We start from the raw sequence: 21623 nt of genomic DNA on the forward strand, positions 1-21623 counted from the left end.
TTCCAGTCAAGTCAAAGCTAATTTATTACTTCATGTTAACGATAAAAAAGTGGCAGCGCAACTTAGAATCATTTAAACTTAACGCCAATTTTATTTGAGATTTTGAATTTTATATGTCTTTATCTATTGTTTTAGCACAAATGAATTGGTGTGTTGGCGATATAGAAGGTAATACTCAACAAATTGTTGAGTTGATACATAGCCATTCATCGAATGACCTTATTATTTTTTCAGAGCTTGCTATCTGCGGTTATCCGCCCGAAGATTTAATTTATCGTGCTGATTTTAAAGATCGGTGTCAGAAAGCGCTATCTTTAGTCCAGCAGGCGAGTGTCGATTGTGCTGTAATTGTCGGTCATCCACATTGGCAAGATGGACATATCTTTAATGCATTATCTTTTTTTTATGAAGAAAAGTTATTAACCCGATATCACAAACAACTACTACCTAATTATGATGTTTTTGATGAGAAGCGTTATTTTACTTCCGATAATCAGAGCTGTATTGTCGAATTTAAAGGTAAAAAAATTGGGTTATTAATCTGTGAAGATCTTTGGCAAGATCAGCCTATCGATCAAATTAGTGCTCAGAATGCAGATTTGGTAATCACTATTAATGCTTCTCCTTATGATTATGAAAAACAACAGCGACGACAAGCTTTAATCAAAGATCATGCCATTAGAACCCGATTACCCATTGTTTATGTTAATCAAGTTGGTGGTCAAGATGAACTTATCTTTGATGGCAGTTCTTTTGTTTGTAATCAATACGGTGATATTGTTTGCCAACTAAAATCTTTTGTTGAGCAAATTACTTGTTTTGAATTAGGTGTACCTACTAACCAAACTACCATTGCTGAAGATAAAAATCTTCTTTTAGCGTCGATATATGATGCATTGGTTCTTGCAACACGTGATTACATTACCAAAAATGGTTTTCAAGGCGCAGTATTAGGTCTTTCTGGGGGCATTGATTCAGCGTTAACACTAGCTATTGCGGTTGATGCATTAGGTAAAGATAAAGTGCAGGCTGTTATGATGCCATTCCGTTATACGGCTGATATTAGTATTGCTGATGCTAAAGAAGAAGCTGAATTATTAGGTGTGGAATTTGATATTGTTTCGATTGAACCGATGTTTGATGCGTTTATGTCATCTTTAAAACCCATGTTTTCCGGTACACAAAAAGATACTACAGAAGAAAATTTGCAAGCACGTTGCCGTGGCGTTATTTTAATGGCTTTGTCCAATAAACGACGACGCCTAGTATTAACAACGGGTAATAAAAGCGAAATGTCAGTGGGTTATGCTACGCTTTATGGAGATATGGCCGGCGGCTTTGATGTACTTAAAGATGTACCTAAAACAATGGTGTTTGCATTATCAAAATATCGAAATACTCGCTCGTATGTTATTCCTGAAAGAGTAATTACTCGCCCTCCTTCAGCTGAATTAGCTCCAGATCAAAAAGACCAAGATAGTTTACCACCATATGATATTTTAGATGGAATATTGAAAGGTTATGTTGAACAAGATTTTTCCGTTGAACAGCTTATTGAGCAAGGTTATGATGAAATTACAGTAAGGCGTGTTATTAAATTAGTTGATATTAATGAGTATAAAAGGCGTCAATCAGCTGTCGGTCCAAAAATCACAATGCGTAATTTTGGAAAAGGCAGACGTTATCCAATAACATCTGCATTTGGATTTAAAAATTGGTGATCTCGAATTGAGGAAAATAAGTATGAAAAAAATTGAAGCTATTATCAAACCATTCAAATTAGATGATATTCGAGAAGCGTTAGCCGATCAGGGTATAACAGGTATGACCGTCACTGAAGTTAAAGGTTTTGGTCGTCAAAAAGGGCATACAGAACTTTATCGTGGAGCTGAATATATGGTGGATTTTTTACCTAAAGTAAAAATTGAGCTAGTAGTTTCTGACGATATTTTAGAAATGTGTATCGAAACCATTATGAAAACTGCACAGACTGGCAAAATCGGTGATGGTAAAATTTTTGTTTATAATGTCGAGCAAGTTATTCGTATTCGTACCGGTGAAACGGATGATTCAGCAATTTAGTTAAATTTATTTGATATCAGGGCGTTCTTGTTTTAGTAATTCTACTGTTACAATGCCTTGAATTGAACAAATTAACAGATTCATATTTGCGCCTTTTTCAAGTAATAACAACTTTTCAGTTGTATCCGGTGCAGGAATGGTTTTTACACCTACTACCGTACCGGTATTTTCATTCCACACATGTATTTCATCGTTAATATTACGAATCATCGGATTAGCAATATAAAGTAAATTGTCTTCCATATTTTTCCAATCAATGAAATTTAATGCATCTTTAATTTGGTTAATATCATTATCAATAATAAAGCCCCAAAAATAATATTTTCCCATTTTTCCTAGATCCATGGCACTATCATAGTAACCTTTAATTGTTAAATTTTTATAAATCATAGGAATTTTGAAATAAGTATAGTTTTTATTGGTATCTGTACGATTTTCGACAGAAATATAAGCTTTATTCTTATCAAAAGTTTGGATCTCTGTATATTTTTGCAATTCACTTTTGTTAGCATAAACTTCTTTGAAAAAATTAGGATTACAAAGAGTCAATGATTGTATTAATGCAAGTTTATCTGCAGTTGCAGCAGATGAACAAAACAAAACAAACAAAATAACAGCAATTTTGATCATGTTAATGTGAATTGACAATAATTGAAACCATATAATTCATAGTGTGTTGATTGTATAATTTTTACAACATAATAACAATGTTAAAGTATCTTTTCTTTTTAAAGAATTATTAAGATTTGTTTATTTATAATTAGTTTTATTTTTGAAACGAATATTAGAAAGATAAAAATTTATTTTATCAAGTATTAATCTCATTTATGTTTATTTATGGAAGATAGATCCCAGAATTATGAATTTATAAAAAAAACAGTTTTATTATTAAACTATTTACTATAACTTAATTTAAGCAGTAAGTTATCTATGTTATTAAATTAATTAAGTTAAGTGGAGATAAATTATGAGTTCAACATTTGCAAATAAAATCCTGAAGGATTTATCTTCCTTTGATAATATTTCAATCAAAACATTTTTTGGGGGTTTTAGTATTAATAGCAAAGGAGTAATGTTCGGATGGATTGGTGAACAAGAGTTTTATTTAAGAGGTCATTCACATTATCGCTCGATTTTTATTGATATGGGCATGACAACTTTAACCTTACCTTCAGGGATTTTGACAAAATCATTAGATTATTACAAGGTAAGTGATGAATTATTTGAAGATACACAAACTTTTCATTCCATGGTTAAAATGGTTATTAAATATGCTCAGTTAGAACAGAGTGAGAAAATTAAGCTAAAAAATCAGCGAATTAAAACACTTCCCAATATAACATTATCATTAGAAAAGTTACTATTTAGTGTTGGTATTACCAATATAGAAATATTTTATAGAGTAGGATATTTAGAAGCATATCATAGGATAAAAAATAAAAACTCTCGTATTTCAGGTAATGTTTTATTTATTTTATTTGGCTCATTGAATCAACGCCATGTTGCATCGTTATCTAAGGCAACTAAAAAACAGATTGAATTAGCCTATGAAGATTTTTTAAAAAACAAAAATAAAAATTAATTATTTATTAATCTATAAGTTAAATAAATATATTAATTTTGATAACAGTTATCTTAATTATGACTGATTTTTTAAGATAACTGTATATTGCTTATAATAATATTACAAAGTTTATATTATTATGTTATGTGGATGATCTTCTACGTGGAGTACGTTTAAACGTTTTTGGTATTGGTAAGTCAACTAATAATGCAGATGGATCATATTGACTAACTGGAATAGTATGATCAATTGCTTTTTCAATTGCTGGTAAATTTTGAGAATAACGTTCACAAGCAAGTGAAATTGAGTAACCTTCAGCCCCTGCACGCCCTGTTCTTCCAATTCTATGACGGTAGTCATCACAATCATCAGGTAGATCATAATTAAAAACATGGGTAACATCAGGAATATGTAAACCACGCGCAGCAACATCCGTTGCAACTAAAATATCTAGATCTCCACGAGTAAACTGTTCTAAAATTGACAAACGTTTTTTCTGAGCAATATCACCTGTTAATAGTCCCACACGATGACCGTCTGCAATTAAATGTCGCCATATTTTTTCACAGGTGACTTTAGTATTGGCAAATACAATGCAGCGATCAGGCCATTCTTCTTCAATAAGTGTCTGTAGTAGGGCAAGTTTGTCTTCATTGGATGGAAAAAATAGTTCTTCTTTGATTCGATGACCAATTTTTTGTTCAGGTTCAACCTCAACGTATTGTGGATTATTCATGTGCTCAAAAGCTAATTCACGTACGTTATGTGTTAATGTTGCTGAAAATAACATAGTCAATCGTTTTGAAGGGGAAGACATATGTTTAAAAATCCAGCGTACATCACGGATAAATCCTAAATCAAACATACGATCAGCCTCATCCAAAACGGCAACCTGTATTGCTTCTAAATTTATATAATTTTGTTTAGCATAGTCGATTAAACGACCTGTGGTAGCGATTAAAATATCTACGCCAGCTGATAACATTTTTAACTGTTTATCATAGCCATCACCGCCGAAAGCTAGCCCTAACTTAAGACCTGTTTCTTCAGATAATACTTCTGCATCATGATAAATTTGTACCACAAGCTCTCTAGTTGGAGCTATAATAATTGCTCTAGGTTGATTTGCTTTATGATCCGCTAATGGTTCATGATTTAATAAATGATTAAAAGTTGAGGCTAAAAAAGCAATAGTTTTACCTGTTCCTGTCTGTCCTTGCCCAGCTATATCAACTCCATTTGTTGTTAACGGTAATGTTTGTTCTTGAATTGGCGTACAATAAGTAAAGCCTTTCTTATCAAGTGCTTTTATTACTAAAGGATGTAATGGAAATTGACTAAAAGTTGTTTTGGTAAGATAAGATGGAATCATTATGGTTTCAAATGTAATTATCAAAGTTTGAGAATTATAGCATATTAGTCATACAGACATCACTAATAATTATGCCCTATTATACTAATTACTAGTGGAAAAATAGAAAATTTATTAATATTATAAATATAAAATATTTATTGGGGGATAAACAAATGAGTAATAATATTGTTACACTTTCTGAAGCGACATTTGACAAACAAATCAATGATGCTGAAAAACCGATATTGGTTGATTTTTGGGCTGAATGGTGTGGACCTTGTAAAATGATAGCACCAATTTTAGAAGAAATCGCAGAAGAATATAGTAATGAAATGATTTTTGCTAAAGTAAATATTGAGGAAAATCCCAACATTGCCCCTAAATTTAATATACGTGGAATTCCTACACTATTAATTTTCAAACATGGTAAAGTTGTTGCAACACAAGTGGGAGCCTTAACTAAAGCACAACTTAAAAGCTTTATTGATGACCAACTTTAATTGTGTTAATTAGTTATTACAAATAATAAGAGTAATAAAATTACTCTTATTATTTCATTTTAAATACATATATCTCTATACATTAACTATAATTAAGTATAGACATAGTACCTTTTTTAGTGTACATTGCTAACCTCTTACAAGAACTCCTTTCTGCAATCCATTGTTTTTATTGATTAAGTGGGTGAATAGTTTATATCTAAGCGCATATTATCATCAAAAATTAATAATTGATTGCGTTTGTTTATTGCCAGAAAGAGGTTTTTTATAAGTAAATTAAAAGAAATATACAAAAAATAGCGGTAATTGCAAACATATCAATTTTATCCTCAAGAATTTTTAAAATTATGAATTTAACTGAATTAAAAAACACTTCTGTCTCCGAGCTTGTAACGCTTGGTGAAAAAACAATGGGTCTTGAAAATCTTGCTCGTCTTAGAAAACAAGACATTATTTTTGCGATTTTAAAGCAGCATGCTAAAAGTGGAGAAGATATTTTTGGCGATGGCGTACTTGAAATTTTGCAAGATGGGTTTGGTTTTTTACGTTCTGCCGATAGCTCATATTTAGCTGGGCCTGACGATATTTATGTATCGCCAAGTCAAATTAGGCGATTTAATTTAAGAACAGGTGATACGATTGCGGGTAAAATCAGACCACCAAAAGAAGGCGAACGTTATTTTGCCTTGCTTAAAGTTAACGAAGTTAATCATGATAAACCTGAAGATGCTCGCAACAAAATCCTCTTTGAAAACTTAACCCCACTTCATCCAAACTCTCGATTACGTATGGAACGCGGTAATGGTTCTACCGAAGATATTACTGCCAGAGTACTTGATTTAGCTTCACCTATTGGTAAAGGTCAGCGTGGTTTGATTGTAGCACCTCCAAAAGCAGGTAAAACCATGCTTCTGCAGAATATTGCACAAAGTTTGGCGGTAAATCATCCTGAGTGTGAACTTGTAGTCTTGATGATTGATGAACGTCCAGAAGAAGTTACTGAAATGCAACGTCTGGTAAAAGGCGAAGTTGTTGCATCAACCTTTGATGAACCTGCTGCAAGACATGTTCAAGTTGCGGAAATGGTCATTGAACGAGCTAAACGTTTAGTAGAACATAAAAAAGATGTCATTATTTTACTCGATTCGATTACTCGTCTAGCTCGTGCTTATAATACGGTTGTACCATCATCCGGTAAAGTATTAACTGGTGGTGTAGATGCAAATGCATTACATCGACCAAAACGTTTTTTTGGTGCCGCACGTAATGTAGAAGAAGGTGGTAGTTTAACTATTATTGCAACTGCGCTAATTGATACTGGTTCAAAAATGGATGAAGTTATTTACGAAGAGTTTAAAGGTACCGGTAATATGGAAGTGCACTTATCTCGTAAAATAGCAGAACGACGTGTATTTCCTGCAATTGACTTTAATCGCTCTGGCACTCGTAAAGAAGATTTAATGACTTCACCAGATGAATTGCAGAAAATGTGGATTTTGCGCAAAATTCTTAACCCAATGGGTGAAATTGACGCGATGGAGTTTTTAATTGATAAACTTGCCATGACTAAAACGAATGATGAGTTTTTTGAAATGATGAAACGTTCATGATTTGCGTAATTAGAACTCAGTATAATTAAAGTTGCCAAAAAAGCCGTATTATATTCTGATACGGTTTTTTTGTGGCAAAATATAGCGTAATTTAAATAATTTTTAGGTATTGTTAAAAAGCCTTAATATTTAAGGTGATATATAGATTTAATATAGGAGCCAAATCATGTCTAAACAACAAATCGGTGTTATTGGAATGGCAGTTATGGGGCGTAACCTTGCGCTCAATATTGAAAGTCGTGGATTTTCTGTTGCTATCTATAATCGCTCTAAAGATAAAACAGAACAAGTAATGGCAGAGCATTCTGATAAGCAATTGGTTCCTTACTTCACTATTGAAGATTTTGTAAATTCTTTAGAAAAACCTCGCCGTATCCTTATTATGGTTCAAGCTGGTAAGGGAACAGATGCCGTTATTAATGAGCTACGACCGCTATTAGATAAAGGTGATATTATTATTGATGGTGGTAATGCGTATTTTGAAGATACTATTCGCCGAAATAAAGTGTTATCTGATGAAGGTTTTAACTTTATTGGTGCAGGTGTTTCTGGTGGTGAAGAAGGTGCATTAAAAGGTCCTTCAATTATGCCTGGAGGTCAAAAAGAAGCATATGCATTAGTTGCACCGATATTAGAAAAAATAGCTGCTAAAGCTAATGGAGAACCATGTGTGGCTTATATTGGTCCAAATGGCGCAGGTCATTATGTGAAAATGGCACATAATGGTATTGAATATGGTGATATGCAACTTATAGCTGAAAGTTATTCAGTTCTAAAACATGTTGTAGGTTTAACTAATGATGAGCTAGCTAACGTTTTTTGTGATTGGAATGAAGGTGAGTTAAATAGCTATTTAATTGAGATCACAGCTGATATTTTTAAATTTAAAGATGAGGATGGTAATTATCTTATTGATGTGATTTTAGATGCAGCGGGTAATAAAGGTACGGGTAAATGGACGAGTCAAAGTGCCTTAGATCTTGGGGAACCTTTATCATTGATAACTGAATCGGTATTTGCTCGTTATCTTTCTGCAATCAAAGATCAACGTATGGCTGCATCAAAAGTATTAACAGGTCCTAAACACGATCCTTATGCTGGTGACAAGAAAGAATTGATAGAAAAAGTGCGTAAAGCACTTTATATGGGTAAAATTATTTCTTATGCTCAAGGATTTGCACAGTTAAAGGCTGCATCTCATAAATATCACTGGGATTTAAATTATGGAGAGATAGCTAAAATCTTCAGAGCTGGATGTATTATTCGTGCGCAATTCTTGCAAAAAATTACTGATGCCTATGCTAATAATAATCAGATTGATAATTTATTATTAGCACCTTATTTCAATCACACTGTTGAAGTTTATCAACAGTCATTGCGTGATGTTGTCTCTTTAGCTATTCAACAGGGTATTGCTGTGCCAACGCTTTCGGCAGCTATAGCTTATTATGATAGTTATCGTTCAGCAGTATTACCCGCTAATTTAATTCAAGCACAGCGAGATTATTTTGGTGCTCACACTTATCAACGTATTGATAAAGAGGGTATTTTTCATACCGATTGGCTCAATATTGAGTCATAATTATTTTTAATCTAAGTAATAACAGTTGCTAAAAGAGTGCAAGATTATCTCGCACTCTTATAAAAATTGTCTTCTTATCATCCAATAAATTCATTCAAATTTTTTAAGTTATCCATAAAAAGACTTGTTGTTCTTGAACTTTGCTTTGTCAAGTAATATTATTTACTAAAAAATCTGGAAAAACACAATATATGGTGTATAATTTATTTGTATTTACTATATATAGTGTTATCTTAGCAATGTGAAAATCTCGATCTATATCAAATAAAGTCTAATATTCTTATAAAAAAATCAATTGTTTTAATCATTACAATTAACATGAGTATTAATATTGATATAAATCTTATGCAAACTGCTATTTATTAATGAATGTTGAGGAGTATATATGCCTGTAGTAATTAAACGTGATGGTTATCAGACCGCATTTAATGAAGATCGAATCAGAGATGCTATCATTAAGGCAGCAGTTGCTGCTAATGTTAAAGATCCTAATTATTGTGCTGCTGTTGCCCAAGATATTACTAATCAAATGGCTGATCGTGAAAGTGTTGATATTAATGAAATCCAAAATGCAGTTGAAAATCAGCTAATGTCAGGCCCTTATAAAAAGTTAGCAAGAACCTATATAGAGTATAGACATGATCGTGATCGAGAGCGTGAACAACGCAGTCGTTTAACTCAAGATATTCGTGGTTTAATTGAACAAAGTAATGTTGCAATATTAAATGAAAATGCTAATAAAGATAGTAAGGTTATTCCTACACAACGCGACTTGCTCGCGGGAATTGTAGCAAAGCATTATGCAAAACAATATCTATTACCTAAAGAAATTTCGCAAGCCCATGATTGTGGTGAAATTCATTATCATGATCTTGATTATGCACCATTTTTTCCAATGTTTAACTGTATGCTAATTGATTTAGATGGCATGTTAACAAATGGCTTCAAAATGGGAAATGCTGAAATTGAACCGCCAAAATCAATTGCGACTGCTACAGCAGTAACTGCACAAATTATTGCTCAAGTTGCTAGTCATATTTATGGCGGAACAACTATAAATCGTATTGATGAAATTTTAGCAAAATTTGTCACTATCAGTTATCAAAAACATAAACAAGTAGCTGAAGAATGGAATATACCTAATCCAGAAGCTTATGCTGAAAGTCGAACTAAAAAAGAGTGTTATGATGCTTTTCAATCTTTAGAATATGAAGTTAATACGTTACATACTGCTAATGGACAAACTCCGTTCGTTACTTTCGGCTTCGGTCTAGGAACTAGCTGGGAGTCACGTTTAATTCAAGAGTCCATTCTCAAAGTTCGTATAAAAGGTTTAGGTAAAAATCATAAAACGGCTGTTTTTCCAAAATTAGTTTTTGCAATTAAAGATGGAATTAATCATAAAAAAAACGATATCAATTATGACATTAAACAACTTGCATTAGAGTGTGCGAGCAAACGTATGTATCCAGATATACTAAATTACGATAAAGTTGTTGAAGTCACTGGTTCATTCAAAACTCCAATGGGTTGTCGAAGCTTTTTAGGAGTTTATGAAGAAGATGGTCATAAAATTCATGATGGGCGTAATAACTTGGGAGTAATTAGTTTAAATCTTCCGCGTATTGCAATTGAATCGCGTGGCGACGAATTGCAGTTTTGGAAAATTTTAGATAAACGTTTAGCTCTATGCAAAAAAGCCTTAATGACACGTATAGCTCGTTTAGAAGGTGTTAAAGCTCGTGTAGCACCTATTTTATATATGGAAGGAGCTTGTGGTGTGCGATTAAAAGAAGATGATAGTGTGTCTGAAATATTCAAAAATGGCCGTGCTTCTATTTCATTGGGCTATATTGGTATTCATGAAACCTTAAATGCACTTTATGGTAATCAAACGCACCCATTTGATAATGAAACATTACGTCAAAAAGGTATTGCTATTGTTAAACACTTACGTAAAGCAGTAGAACAATGGAAGGATGAGACAGGTTATGGTTTTAGTTTGTATAGTACACCAAGCGAAAATTTATGTGACCGTTTTTGTCGACTCGATACTGCCGAGTTTGGCATCATTTCTGGTGTCACTGATAAAGGTTATTATACTAATAGTTTTCATCTTGATGTTGAAAAAAAAGTCAATCCATATGAAAAAATTGAGTTTGAGAAAGCTTATCCACCAGTAGCAAGTGGCGGATTTATCTGTTATGGAGAATATCCTAATATGATAAATAATATTAAAGCATTAGAAGATGTTTGGGATTATAGCTATAGTCGAGTACCTTATTATGGTACCAATACCCCAATTGATGAGTGTTATGAATGTGGTTATATGGGGGAATTCTCTTGTACCAGTAAAGGCTTTGTTTGTCCAAGTTGTGGTAATCATGATTCCTCTAAAGTCTCTGTGACTCGTCGTGTGTGTGGTTACTTAGGTAGCCCTGATGCTCGTCCATTTAATGCAGGAAAACAAGAAGAAGTAAAACGTCGAGTTAAGCATCTAAATAATGGTCAAATTGGTTAATCATAGTTTTAAAAAATATGAATTATCATCGCTATTATCCTGTTGATGTTGTAAATGGGGAAGGGACCCGCTGTGTACTTTTTGTTGCTGGCTGTGTACATCAATGTCCAGGTTGTTATAACAAAAGTACATGGGGAATTCATTCAGGTTCGCCGTTTACACAATCACTTGAAGATCAGATTATTAAAGATTTACAAGATACAGAAATAAAACGTCAAGGATTATCACTTTCTGGTGGTGATCCTTTACATCCAAAGAATGTTCCAGCAATATTAAAACTAGTTAAACGTGTTAAATCTGAATGTGATAACAAAGATATTTGGCTATGGACTGGATATAAACTTGATGAACTCAATGCCGAACAGCAAGAAGTTATATCTTATATTGATGTACTAATTGATGGTAAATTTATTCAACAACTAGCTGATCCTCGACTATTATGGCGAGGAAGCAGCAATCAAATCATTTATCGTTTTAAATAAAGCGTTAAGATTATTGTTGAGACTTATGTAAGTTTAAAAGATAGGATATTGCTTCTCGATAATTAATCTCAAGATTTTCACTACTTGATGATGTGATATGCAAATCAGTAATTTTGCCATTATCAATACCATAAACCCAACCGTGTAAATTTATTCTGTGTCCGCGTTGCCATGCAGATTGAATAATTGTTGAATGACCTAAATTGTAAACTTGTTCAATAACATTAAGCTCACATAAAATATCTAATCTGATTTTTGGTGGAAACTCACCAATGAGCGAACTATTACGAAACCATAAATCACGAATATGTAGCAACCAATTATTAATTAATCCTATGTCAGGATTTTCGACTGCAGTGCGTATACCGCCACATCCTAAATGTCCACACACTATAATATCTTCAATTTTTAGCACATCAACGGCATATTGCACAACAGATAAACAATTAAGATCTGTATGGATAACTAAATTACCGACATTTCGATGAACAAACAACTCACCGGGTTTTAGCTTAATTAATTTTTCTGCAGGAACTCGGCTATCTGAACAACCAATCCATAAAAATTTTGGATTTTGAGCAATAGCAAGTTGTTTAAAAAATTCGGGATCTTCTTGTTCTATTTTTTCTGACCATTCGTGATTAAAACGGATTAAATCGTTAACACTAAACTTCACAACAATTCCTTATGTATTTATTATTGAGTTATTTTATTGATATAAATTCAATATTAATTAATTCGTTCTTATATGTTGAATCTTACTTTTCATAATCAGCTTTCGCCAAATTGGCGTAGTGAATATTTTGGCTTTAATAATTTTGCTATATAATTTAAGGCGTAATGGTATTGTTTTTTGATAATATCGCTTATTTGGTTTTGATTGACCACTGTTTAATATTTTGCTTAAAATCTCAGCGCTGTCAAGAGCGTAGCTGATTCCCTCTAAAGAACTTGCACTGATAAATCCTGCCGCCTCACCTATTAAGAATATATTTTCATTGCCAGTATAAAAGTCACGGAAACGATTAGGATAGATAACTAGACATTTTTCAGATTTCACCGATTCGCTAAGTATAAAGCCTTGTTGTGTTAATTTTTGTTTTAATTGTTCAAAATATTTATTGGCATTTTTTTTGGGAAATGCTCCACCAAGTATAAAATACCCATCTTTAGACATACTCCAAGCATAGCAATTAGTTAATTGGTTATCAAAAATACAAGAATAAAAAGGATTTGTATGTTTTTCAATAAACCATTGTTGAATTGCTACATATTGCCTAATGGAATGATTTGGATAGCGCATTCGTCTAACAATCGAATTTGCTCCATCAGAACCAATTACATACCGAGAGGTAACATTATGTTCAATCTCATTTTCATCGACAAAAGTAATTTGATAACCATCAATGATTCTTCTTACTTCTTTACACAGCGTATTATGTAAGACTGTAACTGTTGAAGGAATAAGTGACTTTAACCATAGATCAAACTTATGTCTATCAAAACTAATATAGCTACGTTGATAGTTACGAACTAATTTAGTTTGTAAATCTATAGTTTTGACACTGAAAATTTGTGGGTTGGTTAAAATATCAGTTGGAATATTTAATTTTTGTCTAGCAAAAGATTTTTGAGCATCATTTGCCAATAATCCTCCACAAGGTTTATGAAAACCTTTATCACCAGTTTGATCTTTTTTATCTAAAGCAATAATCTTAAAAGATGGGTTAAGTAAACGTGCTAACGTACTACCTGCAGGACCTAGGCCAATGATTGCAATATCGTAATCCATATTATTATATTACTTACTTAATAAATTTGAAAAATTCCGTCATATTATCATATATAAAATAAAAAGTGACTATTATGGTTATACCGTTTCTAATTTAGGATTTTGTAAAGATCTTTCAGGTTAACTATACATTTCAGTATAAAATAGATAGTGAATTAATCGATGAAATAGATGTTATCTTTTATTGGGTTAAACAAATATGCATTAATTTTTAGTCAGCAATAGTTTTTAAAAATGCTTGATTCAAATCGTCAAATGGCAAAATACGACTAATTACTACTAATCGAGATATTTTTTCAGAAGGATCTTGCCATGAAGAACCATAATCGAAACCAACAATTTTATGCACGCCTTGAACAATCAAGCGTTGTGGGTTGTCTTTAATAGCTAATACACCTTTATACCGTAACATGTCATTACCATATTGTTCAACCAAGTTTTCCATAAATAAGCCTATCTTTTTCAAATCAAGTTCGCCAGCTTCAAAAAGATAGGAGCAGATATTATCTTCCCAAGATTGAGGTTGCTTCTCTAATGGGAGAATTTTAAAGCTTGTTTCAACATTTTTTATTGAATTGATAACAAAAAAACCTTTATTAATAATTAAATCGTCATTTAAATCAAATGAATGAATGTCAATCCATTGTGATTTTGGTAATTGTCCATTTATTGCTACAACAATTGCTGCTTTATTATTAATTCTATTAATTCTATTAATAATTTCATTTTTTTGCTCTTCACTTACACAATCAGTTTTAGTAATTATAATGCGATCAGCAAATCCAATTTGTGAAAGTACTACTCGGTGTTGTTCTAGATGCTGCAAAATATGTTGAGCATCGACTAAGGTAATAATCGCATCAAGTTTAATTGTTTCACGAATCAAGCCATCAATAAAAAATGTTTGAATAATTGGCGCTGGATCGGCAAGTCCTGTGGTTTCAATAATAAGACGATCAAATGTTAATTTGCCAGCTGTTCGCTGTGCGTGCAATTTATGAAGGGCATCCGTAAGTTCGCCTTGAACGGTACAGCAGATACAACCATTTGTCATCTCAACAATTTGAATATCACAATTGACATTTAATAAATCGCTATCAAGGTTTACTTGACCAAATTCATTTTCAATAATAATTATTTTTTCATTACAATTATTCTCTAATAAATGATTAATTAATGTCGTTTTACCCGAACCGAGAAATCCTGTTAGTAAAGTGACAGGTAGGGGATGCGGAATGATTGGGTTGCTCATTTGCTATCTCTCAATTTTAACAGCATTTAAATCCACCTTTACCACTGTAACGTGCATCTTGGCGTTCTTTGAAAAATTCCTCGTAAGTCATAGGTGTTTGTTCAGGATGGGTTAGTTTCATGTGTTGAACATAGTTATCGTAATCAGGAATACCGACCATAAGCTTAGCAGCTTGACCGAGATATTTTCCTGCTTTGGTAAGTGAATCAAACATGTTTTATCTCTTATTATTTTGAAAAAGAACATTAAGAGTTTTAATTTTCTCTTAATCAACTATATTAATAATTAGAACATTTTTCAATATAAGACGCTATATAACTTGAGTCAATCATTGATTTGAAGTAATTTATAAAATTACATAAAAATGATAATAATATTGTGTGAAATCTATCCTAATCCCTTTTAATGATTTAAATATATTTTTACTAAATTGATTTATATATTATTAAATAACTTTTATAATATTGCCTAATTTATTATTTATTAGAGTTTAATAATGGAAAAGTTTCTCCTTAAAGGTCCAACTTCTTTAAACGGTGAAGTGATTATTTCTGGCGCTAAAAATGCTGCTTTACCTATTTTATTTGCGGTCATCTTAGCTGAAAAGCCGGTAGAACTAAAAAATGTACCTAAGTTGAAAGATATTGATACTACATTGGAATTACTAAGCCAGTTAGGTGTGAAATGTCAACGTAATGGTTCTGTTCAGCTTAATGCTGCTCATCTTAACAATTATTGTGCACCTTATGAATTAGTGAAAACAATGCGTGCTTCCATTTGGGCTTTGGGACCATTGGTAGCTCGTTTTGGTCAAGGACAGGTTTCATTACCTGGAGGTTGTGCAATTGGCGCAAGACCTGTTGATCTTCATATTACTGGACTTCAACAATTAGGTGCTACAATTGTTTTGGATGAAGGATATGTTAAAGCTTCTGTAGATGGTCGATTGAAAGGAGCTCATATTGTTATGGATAAAGTGAGTGTAGGTGCTACAGTGACGATTATGTCTGCTGCAACTTTAGCCGAAGGTAAAACGATAATTGAAAATGCAGCATGTGAGCCTGAAATTGTTGATACAGCTAAATTTTTAAATATGCTTGGTGCAAAAATTACAGGTGCTGGAACAATGCGTATTGAAATTGAAGGTGTTAAAAATTTAGGTGGTGGTACGCATGAAATTGTTTCAGATCGAATTGAGACAGGAACTTTTTTAGTAGCCGCTGCTATTTCAAAAGGAAAAATTACTTGTCGCAAAACTGATCCAAACTTGTTAGATGCCGTTATATCAAAATTAAAAGAAGCAGGTGCAGATATTGAAGTTGGCGAAGATTGGATTTGTTTAGATATGCAAAATAAACGAGCAAAAGCTGTAAATATTCATACTGCGCCACATCCAGGTTTTCCTACCGATATGCAAGCACAATTTTCATTATTGAATATGGTCGCTGAAGGTACTGGAATTATTAAAGAAACAATTTTTGAAAATCGATTTATGCATGTGCCAGAATTAATTCGTATGGGTGCTAGAGCAGAAATTGAAGGTAATACATTAATTACACATGGCGTAGAAAAACTGAGTGGCACACAAGTGATGGCGACAGATTTACGAGCATCGGCAAGTTTAGTGTTAGCTGGTTGTATTGCAGAAGGTTCTACAATGGTTGATCGTATTTACCATATTGATAGAGGTTATGACAATATTGAAGAAAAGCTAAGAAGTTTAGGAGCCAATATTGAAAGAATAAAATAAAATTCATCATAATTAAAATTAAATAGATTCTTAATTGGTTAAAAGGAGTACCATAATGATGAAACAAGCGATGATCTTTTTATCAGATGGCTGCGAAGAAACAGAAGCAGTAACAACAATTGATTTACTAACCAGAGCAGGTATTAAAGTCATTACTGCGAGTATCTCAGATTGTTGCGAAGTTAAATGTTCTCGTGGAGTAACAATTTTAGCTCAAAAAACGATTTCAGATGTTCAATATGAGAATTTTGATGTGGTTATTTTACCAGGTGGGGTTAAAGGAGCTGAAAATTTTCGAGATTGCACGTTATTAATCGAAATATTGAAAAAAACTCATCACGTTGGCGGCGTTATTGCGGCAATATGCGCTTCTCCAGCAATAGTTTTACAACATCATAATTTATTTCCAAAGGCATATATGACTGGTTACCCATCTACAAAAGATGCATTTAAACTTTGGAAAACGGATAGAGTATATTTTGATGAGCAAAATAAAGTTATCACGAGTCAAGGTCCTGCTACATCAATAGATTTTGCTTTGAAAATTATTGATGTTTTAGTCGGGCGAAAAAAGGCAGCTGAGGTTGCTCAGCAATTAGTCCTTCCATTGGGGATTGAATCCTATCAATAAAAAGGTACCAAATGTCAAATTCACATTTGTACGATAAATTAGTTAAAAGATCTACATTGATTGCTGTTTTAACATCTATTTTTCTAATTTTCTTAAAATTTATTACCTGTTGGATAACGGGTTCAATAAGTTTATTTGCGTCATTATTAGACTCAAGTATTGATTTACTTGCTTCAGGACTTAATTTCTTTTTGGTACGTTATGCTATGAAACCTGCCGATGATGATCATACTTTCGGTCATGGTAAAGCTGAATCACTTGCAGCACTGGCACAAAGTACATTTATTATAGGTTCAGCGACAATTTTATTGCTTTCTAGTATTAAATCTATTGTTCATCCTAGTGAGCTACAAGCTCCATTGTTGGGGATTATTGTTTCAGCCATATCTGCGGTATTTACTTGTTTACTTGTTTTATATCAAAGATATGTTGTGAAACTAACTCAAAGTAAGGCAATTCAAGCTGATATGCTACATTATTCTTCTGATATGTTAATGAATATTACTGTCATCATTGCACTCTTTTTAAGCTGGTATGGAATTTCTTTTGCTGATGCTGCATTTGCTTTTTTGATTGCTTTATATATTTGTTATAATGCTTATAAGATTGCTTACAATGCTATACAAGATTTACTTGATAGAGCATTGCCAGAAAGTGATAACGAGAAGATTGCTAATATTGTTGCATCCTATCCGAATGTTCATGGTTTTCATGATTTGAAAACTAGGCAAGCAGGTCCGATAAAATTCATTCAATTGCATATAGAACTTGATGATAATATGCCTTTAGTTAAAGCACACGCTATAGCGGATTCAATTGAAAAGCGTATTGCTGAACTCTTTTCTCCTGCGACAGTAATTATTCATCAAGATCCCATTTCGGTTGTACCAATTGAAATAATGTCGTAGAAAAAAACACCAAAAATACCTTTTATCATCTATTGTTAGAAATCTGTTAAGACTCTATAATAATCAGAAGTTAATTATTAGGAGTTATTTTCTATGGTAAAAAAAATAGGTATTTTGACTAGTGGTGGTGATGCACCAGGGATGAATGCAGCCATTCGAGGTGTGGTTAGAACTGCTTTAACAGAAGGGTTGGAAGTTTTTGGTGTATATGATGGTTATTTAGGTCTTTGTGAAGATCGAATTACTCAGTTAGAACGTTCTAGCGTGTCAGATATCATTACTCGTGGTGGTACGTTTTTAGGTTCTGCCAGATTCCCAGAGTTTAAAGATAAAACAGTAAGACAAAAAGCTATTGAGAATTTGAAAAAACATCAAATTGATGCTTTAGTTGTTATTGGTGGTGATGGTTCTTATATGGGCGCCATGCGTTTAACAGAAGAAGGTTTTCCATGTATTGGTTTACCAGGTACCATTGATAATGATATTCGAGGAACCGATTATACGATTGGTTATTTCACAGCATTAAGTACTGCTGTTGAAGCTATTGATAGATTGCGTGATACTTGTTCTTCACATCATCGAATATCTGTGATTGAAATTATGGGGCGAGATTGCGGTGATTTAACATTAAATGCGGCAGTTGCTGGTGGTTGTGAATTCATGATTATTCCAGAAATGTCTTATACAAAAGAAGATTTAATTGAAGAAATTAAATTAGGTTTTGCAAAAGGTAAAAAACATGCAATTGTAACCGTTACAGAGCATATGTGTGACGTAAATCAACTTGCAGCTGATATAGAAGCAGCCGTTCACCATGAAACTCGTGCTACAGTATTAGGTCATGTTCAACGAGGTGGCACTCCTGTTCCTTATGATCGTATTTTAGGTTCACGTATGGGTGCTTATGCTGTTGAATTATTATTACAAGGTCATGCAGGAAGAAGTGTAGGCGTTCAAAATGGCAAATTAGTACATCATGATATAATAGATGCTATTAATAATATGAAGCGCCCATTTGATGTAGATCTTTATAATATTGCAAAACGTTTATTTTAGTTATTAATATTATGTCGATCAAACAATCTGCATAAATATAAGTAATAAGAAAGCATTGTTTAATAAGTGAATGATTGATAAAACAATATTTCAATCATTCACTCATTAATTTTTTTAATGTTCAGCTGACTTTATACTATCAATAAACTTAATTTTTTTGTTTGATAATAATTTTATAGATACATTGTTAATATTTATTTTTTACTCAATTTATTAAATTTCAGATCCCAAATAAATAGTTTAAATAGCAGGAAGAGATTATGTCATTAAGTTATTTAGAAGATATTGATCGTTTCTATGTCTGTGATGCAAAACATCAACAGATAGCCGAGATGACTTTTACTCGTCTAGGACAAAATCAAGCTACTATTAATCACACTTATATAGCTCCTGATTATCGAGGTCAAGGCATTGCTGAAAAATTATTAGATCTTGTTGTAAAAAAGTTACAACAAGAAAACCGTAAAATTATTCCTATTTGTTCTTTTGCTATTAAAAAATTAAACGAACAAAATTAATTCTAGTTATTAAAAAAATTTAAATATTTCAATTATCAAATTGTCAAGCCTTATTTTAAATATTATTTTTTATAAATGCTAGTTCCAGTTATTCGAATATGTGCTAATGTATCGCTATATTTATTACCATAGTATTTTGATTTTAAGATGGAATCTGCGAAACCTCAAAAAATTTATTCTATTCACGTATTGCGTGGTGTTGCAATTATTATGATTGTTTTTAGTCATTGTTTAGGTGTATTTAAAAACTCTAATCTAATTGCGAATAGTTATTTATTTTCTTTTTTAAATTTGTTTGCATTTAATTTCACAACCTTTTTTGTATTGATTGCTGGTTTTTTGTTTCAACATTTAACATACAAATTTGATACTAAAACATACTATTTATCAAAATTTAAAACAATTATATGTCCTTATATTTCAGTGTCTATTTTTTGTTTTTTCTTTTATCACTATCAATATCTATCGGGATTACCATGGTACTCATCAACAGAACCTAGCGTTATCAGCTCAATAATTAGGATGATGTTAACTGGCGAGCAGCTTTTACCCCTATGGTTTATCCCAATGATAATTATTGTATATCTAATGGGACCACTTTTTTTTTATTGGTCAAAAAAGAATTTAATTGTGACTGGTTTAATAGCTATGTTTTGGGTGGTGATATTTACTAAACCTGATTTTACTAAGCCTCTTCAAAATTTATTGCATTATGGTCCCGTTTATTTAGTCGGTATGATGCTTAAACAAAATTATGAAACTATTATGAAGTCTGTGAAAGATAACTTGTTATTAATTATCTTTCTTTTTGGTTTATGTTTTTTTGTTCCTTTTGCATATCGTTATATGAATTACTTTGGTATTCAGAATCTTTATTTTGATACTTTGCAAAAAATTATTTTATTTATACTAGCTCTCTATTTTTTAGATAGATTAAATCATAAAGTAAATGAAGGAAAAATTTATAAATTCTTTTCCTATATGGCAAATGTGAGTTTTCCTATCTATTTTATTCATGAAATAATAGTATTAGAGCTTGAGTATCAACTTTATATATCACCAATAGGTGATATTATTAAAACAAGTAATGGTGAATTAGCCTCATTAGGAGCAGTAACTTTTTTAGTATTAACTTTAGTGATTAGTACCATAATTGCTAACATAATTAAATTAGTTTTCAAAGATAAAGCAAAATATCTTATTGGAGGAATGCGTTAAAGTCGATTAATTAACTTATAAAATTAATCGTTTTTAAGATAAATTTGCTTATTTGGAATCATTGTATGTCCATTAGGTTCCCAGCCCTATGGAATTTGTGATTTATTAAATATTATTTTTAAATTAGCAGTAAAAAATTACCACCCACTGATTATCATATGGGTGGAACTTAATTCTTTTCAAAAATAATTACGACTCTATTATTGAAGTTATAGTGAATGTTTTCCTACTTCATACATTAAAATACTAATAGGCATCTAATTTTTTCGTTCTACTATGTTATATCGAGAATTGCAAATTTGTCCCACTTAAAATTCACTTGTTTATGATGGCTAATAACATGTTTTTTATTATTTAATTTGTTCTTATTTTAACAAGCTTAAAAATATTCCACAAAAGAAATAGGATAAAAAAAACGCAAACAGAAAAAAAATAGCAATAAACACTTGCAGTAAAATTTAAAGTGCCTATAATGCGCATCCACTGACACGGCGTCATCGACAAACAGAGACAGCAGGTGTAAGTGAGCAAGGTCAAAAATTTTGAAAAAAGATCTTGACGAATAAAAAGGTGTAGCGTAGTATACGCAGCCCTTGAGACAGCAAACTGAATAACAAAATGTTTAGTGAAAGATAAATAGCTGTCAGCTCTTTAAAAAGAAGAAACAGACAATCTGTGTGGGCACTTGCGAGACGAAAGATTAAAAGTCTACGGACTGAAAAATTAAGTCTTGATAAGTGACACTGAAGATTCATTTGAATATGTCAGAGACAGTTATTGAGCATCAAACTTTAAATTGAAGA

At 32.0% G+C, this 21623-nt stretch carries 20 protein-coding genes; 14 read left to right on the top strand and 6 right to left on the bottom strand.

What is annotated here, in order from left to right:
• Positions 1 to 113 precede the first annotated feature (113 nt).
• Positions 114 to 1721: an NAD+ synthase gene (locus tag J3U13_RS04385; RefSeq protein WP_267340390.1), complete on the top strand. Its 1608-nt coding sequence runs from the start codon at positions 114 to 116 to the stop codon at positions 1719 to 1721.
• Between the two features lie 22 nt (positions 1722 to 1743).
• Positions 1744 to 2082, top strand: coding sequence for a nitrogen regulatory protein P-II (glnB, locus tag J3U13_RS04390; protein WP_267340391.1), 339 nt, complete (start codon positions 1744 to 1746; stop codon positions 2080 to 2082).
• Between the two features lie 6 nt (positions 2083 to 2088).
• On the opposite strand, the gene J3U13_RS04395 is transcribed toward glnB, so the two are convergent.
• Positions 2089 to 2730, bottom strand: a complete 642-nt coding sequence (locus J3U13_RS04395; protein ID WP_267340393.1) for a hypothetical protein — start codon at positions 2728 to 2730, stop codon at positions 2089 to 2091.
• Between the two features lie 319 nt (positions 2731 to 3049).
• Here J3U13_RS04395 and J3U13_RS04400 point away from each other — a divergent pair, with 319 nt between their 5' ends.
• Positions 3050 to 3664 (top strand): TfoX/Sxy family protein, encoded by a 615-nt coding sequence (locus J3U13_RS04400; protein ID WP_267340394.1) that lies wholly within the window; start codon positions 3050 to 3052, stop codon positions 3662 to 3664.
• Positions 3665 to 3788: 124 nt separating this feature from the next.
• On the opposite strand, the gene rhlB is transcribed toward J3U13_RS04400, so the two are convergent.
• Complete coding sequence (gene rhlB / locus J3U13_RS04405) at positions 3789 to 5018, bottom strand: ATP-dependent RNA helicase RhlB (RefSeq protein ID WP_267340395.1); 1230 nt, start codon at positions 5016 to 5018, stop codon at positions 3789 to 3791.
• Between the two features lie 155 nt (positions 5019 to 5173).
• Between rhlB and trxA the strand changes: the two genes are divergently transcribed.
• The 5 genes from trxA (at position 5174) to nrdG (ending at position 11695) form a co-directional block, all read left to right on the top strand.
• A complete protein-coding gene (trxA, locus tag J3U13_RS04410) occupies positions 5174 to 5500 on the top strand; it encodes a thioredoxin TrxA (protein ID WP_267340396.1) in 327 nt (108 codons plus the stop codon).
• Between the two features lie 347 nt (positions 5501 to 5847).
• Positions 5848 to 7110 (top strand): transcription termination factor Rho, encoded by a 1263-nt coding sequence (gene rho, locus J3U13_RS04415; protein WP_065565045.1) that lies wholly within the window; start codon positions 5848 to 5850, stop codon positions 7108 to 7110.
• Between the two features lie 166 nt (positions 7111 to 7276).
• The gene (gene gndA / locus J3U13_RS04420) at positions 7277 to 8692 is read left to right on the top strand and encodes an NADP-dependent phosphogluconate dehydrogenase (RefSeq protein WP_267340399.1); all 1416 of its coding nucleotides are present in this window, start codon (positions 7277 to 7279) and stop codon (positions 8690 to 8692) included.
• Positions 8693 to 9077: 385 nt separating this feature from the next.
• Complete coding sequence (gene nrdD, locus J3U13_RS04425) at positions 9078 to 11213, top strand: anaerobic ribonucleoside-triphosphate reductase (protein WP_267340400.1); 2136 nt, start codon at positions 9078 to 9080, stop codon at positions 11211 to 11213.
• A 17-nt stretch (positions 11214 to 11230) separates the two neighbouring features.
• The gene (gene nrdG, locus J3U13_RS04430; protein ID WP_267340401.1) at positions 11231 to 11695 is read left to right on the top strand and encodes an anaerobic ribonucleoside-triphosphate reductase-activating protein; all 465 of its coding nucleotides are present in this window, start codon (positions 11231 to 11233) and stop codon (positions 11693 to 11695) included.
• A gap of 10 nt (positions 11696 to 11705) precedes the next feature.
• Here nrdG and can read toward each other — a convergent pair whose 3' ends face one another.
• The 4 genes from can to J3U13_RS04450 all read right to left on the bottom strand — a co-directional run bounded on the left by can (position 11706) and on the right by J3U13_RS04450 (position 14953).
• Positions 11706 to 12371, bottom strand: a complete 666-nt coding sequence (gene can / locus J3U13_RS04435) for a carbonate dehydratase (protein ID WP_267340403.1) — start codon at positions 12369 to 12371, stop codon at positions 11706 to 11708.
• 57 nt (positions 12372 to 12428) lie between these two features.
• Entirely contained in the window at positions 12429 to 13487 is a 1059-nt protein-coding gene (locus J3U13_RS04440; protein ID WP_267340405.1) for an FAD-binding protein, read from the bottom strand.
• 211 nt (positions 13488 to 13698) lie between these two features.
• On the bottom strand, positions 13699 to 14739 hold the full coding sequence (locus J3U13_RS04445; protein ID WP_267340406.1) for a CobW family GTP-binding protein: 1041 nt from the start codon (positions 14737 to 14739) through the stop codon (positions 13699 to 13701).
• A 16-nt stretch (positions 14740 to 14755) separates the two neighbouring features.
• Positions 14756 to 14953, bottom strand: coding sequence for a YbdD/YjiX family protein (locus J3U13_RS04450; protein ID WP_267340407.1), 198 nt, complete (start codon positions 14951 to 14953; stop codon positions 14756 to 14758).
• Positions 14954 to 15235: 282 nt separating this feature from the next.
• Between J3U13_RS04450 and murA the strand changes: the two genes are divergently transcribed.
• The 6 genes from murA (at position 15236) to J3U13_RS04480 (ending at position 20820) form a co-directional block, all read left to right on the top strand.
• Complete coding sequence (gene murA, locus J3U13_RS04455) at positions 15236 to 16489, top strand: UDP-N-acetylglucosamine 1-carboxyvinyltransferase (RefSeq protein ID WP_267340409.1); 1254 nt, start codon at positions 15236 to 15238, stop codon at positions 16487 to 16489.
• Positions 16490 to 16544: 55 nt separating this feature from the next.
• Positions 16545 to 17120 carry a DJ-1 family glyoxalase III gene (locus J3U13_RS04460; RefSeq protein ID WP_267340410.1) on the top strand — a complete coding sequence of 192 codons (576 nt, stop codon included), beginning with the start codon at positions 16545 to 16547 and terminating at the stop codon, positions 17118 to 17120.
• A gap of 11 nt (positions 17121 to 17131) precedes the next feature.
• Positions 17132 to 18028, top strand: a complete 897-nt coding sequence (locus tag J3U13_RS04465) for a cation diffusion facilitator family transporter (protein WP_267340411.1) — start codon at positions 17132 to 17134, stop codon at positions 18026 to 18028.
• Between the two features lie 93 nt (positions 18029 to 18121).
• The gene (gene pfkA / locus J3U13_RS04470; protein WP_267340412.1) at positions 18122 to 19084 is read left to right on the top strand and encodes a 6-phosphofructokinase; all 963 of its coding nucleotides are present in this window, start codon (positions 18122 to 18124) and stop codon (positions 19082 to 19084) included.
• A 260-nt stretch (positions 19085 to 19344) separates the two neighbouring features.
• Entirely contained in the window at positions 19345 to 19602 is a 258-nt protein-coding gene (locus tag J3U13_RS04475; RefSeq protein ID WP_267340413.1) for a GNAT family N-acetyltransferase, read from the top strand.
• Between the two features lie 147 nt (positions 19603 to 19749).
• Positions 19750 to 20820, top strand: coding sequence for an acyltransferase family protein (locus J3U13_RS04480; RefSeq protein WP_267340414.1), 1071 nt, complete (start codon positions 19750 to 19752; stop codon positions 20818 to 20820).
• Positions 20821 to 21623: the final 803 nt, after the last annotated feature.

Origin of the sequence: Gilliamella sp. B2887, from assembly GCF_026537015.1 — a bacterium.
GTDB lineage: Bacteria > Pseudomonadota > Gammaproteobacteria > Enterobacterales > Orbaceae > Gilliamella.

Bases quoted from the DNA above. Each gene is read 5' to 3' on its own strand.
- trxA (WP_267340396.1), top strand. From the start codon at position 5,174: ATGAGTAATAATATTGTTACACTTTCTGAAGCGACATTTGACAAACAA.
- nrdG (WP_267340401.1), top strand. From the start codon at position 11,231: ATGAATTATCATCGCTATTATCCTGTTGATGTTGTAAATGGGGAAGGG.
- pfkA (WP_267340412.1), top strand. From the start codon at position 18,122: ATGGTAAAAAAAATAGGTATTTTGACTAGTGGTGGTGATGCACCAGGG.
- murA (WP_267340409.1), top strand. From the start codon at position 15,236: ATGGAAAAGTTTCTCCTTAAAGGTCCAACTTCTTTAAACGGTGAAGTG.
- J3U13_RS04480 (WP_267340414.1), top strand. From the start codon at position 19,750: ATGGAATCTGCGAAACCTCAAAAAATTTATTCTATTCACGTATTGCGT.
- rhlB (WP_267340395.1), bottom strand. From the start codon at position 5,018: ATGATTCCATCTTATCTTACCAAAACAACTTTTAGTCAATTTCCATTA.
- J3U13_RS04450 (WP_267340407.1), bottom strand. From the start codon at position 14,953: ATGTTTGATTCACTTACCAAAGCAGGAAAATATCTCGGTCAAGCTGCT.
- J3U13_RS04385 (WP_267340390.1), top strand. From the start codon at position 114: ATGTCTTTATCTATTGTTTTAGCACAAATGAATTGGTGTGTTGGCGAT.
- J3U13_RS04460 (WP_267340410.1), top strand. From the start codon at position 16,545: ATGATGAAACAAGCGATGATCTTTTTATCAGATGGCTGCGAAGAAACA.
- nrdD (WP_267340400.1), top strand. From the start codon at position 9,078: ATGCCTGTAGTAATTAAACGTGATGGTTATCAGACCGCATTTAATGAA.
- rho (WP_065565045.1), top strand. From the start codon at position 5,848: ATGAATTTAACTGAATTAAAAAACACTTCTGTCTCCGAGCTTGTAACG.
- J3U13_RS04465 (WP_267340411.1), top strand. From the start codon at position 17,132: ATGTCAAATTCACATTTGTACGATAAATTAGTTAAAAGATCTACATTG.
- J3U13_RS04440 (WP_267340405.1), bottom strand. From the start codon at position 13,487: ATGGATTACGATATTGCAATCATTGGCCTAGGTCCTGCAGGTAGTACG.
- gndA (WP_267340399.1), top strand. From the start codon at position 7,277: ATGTCTAAACAACAAATCGGTGTTATTGGAATGGCAGTTATGGGGCGT.
- J3U13_RS04400 (WP_267340394.1), top strand. From the start codon at position 3,050: ATGAGTTCAACATTTGCAAATAAAATCCTGAAGGATTTATCTTCCTTT.
- glnB (WP_267340391.1), top strand. From the start codon at position 1,744: ATGAAAAAAATTGAAGCTATTATCAAACCATTCAAATTAGATGATATT.
- J3U13_RS04445 (WP_267340406.1), bottom strand. From the start codon at position 14,739: ATGAGCAACCCAATCATTCCGCATCCCCTACCTGTCACTTTACTAACA.
- J3U13_RS04475 (WP_267340413.1), top strand. From the start codon at position 19,345: ATGTCATTAAGTTATTTAGAAGATATTGATCGTTTCTATGTCTGTGAT.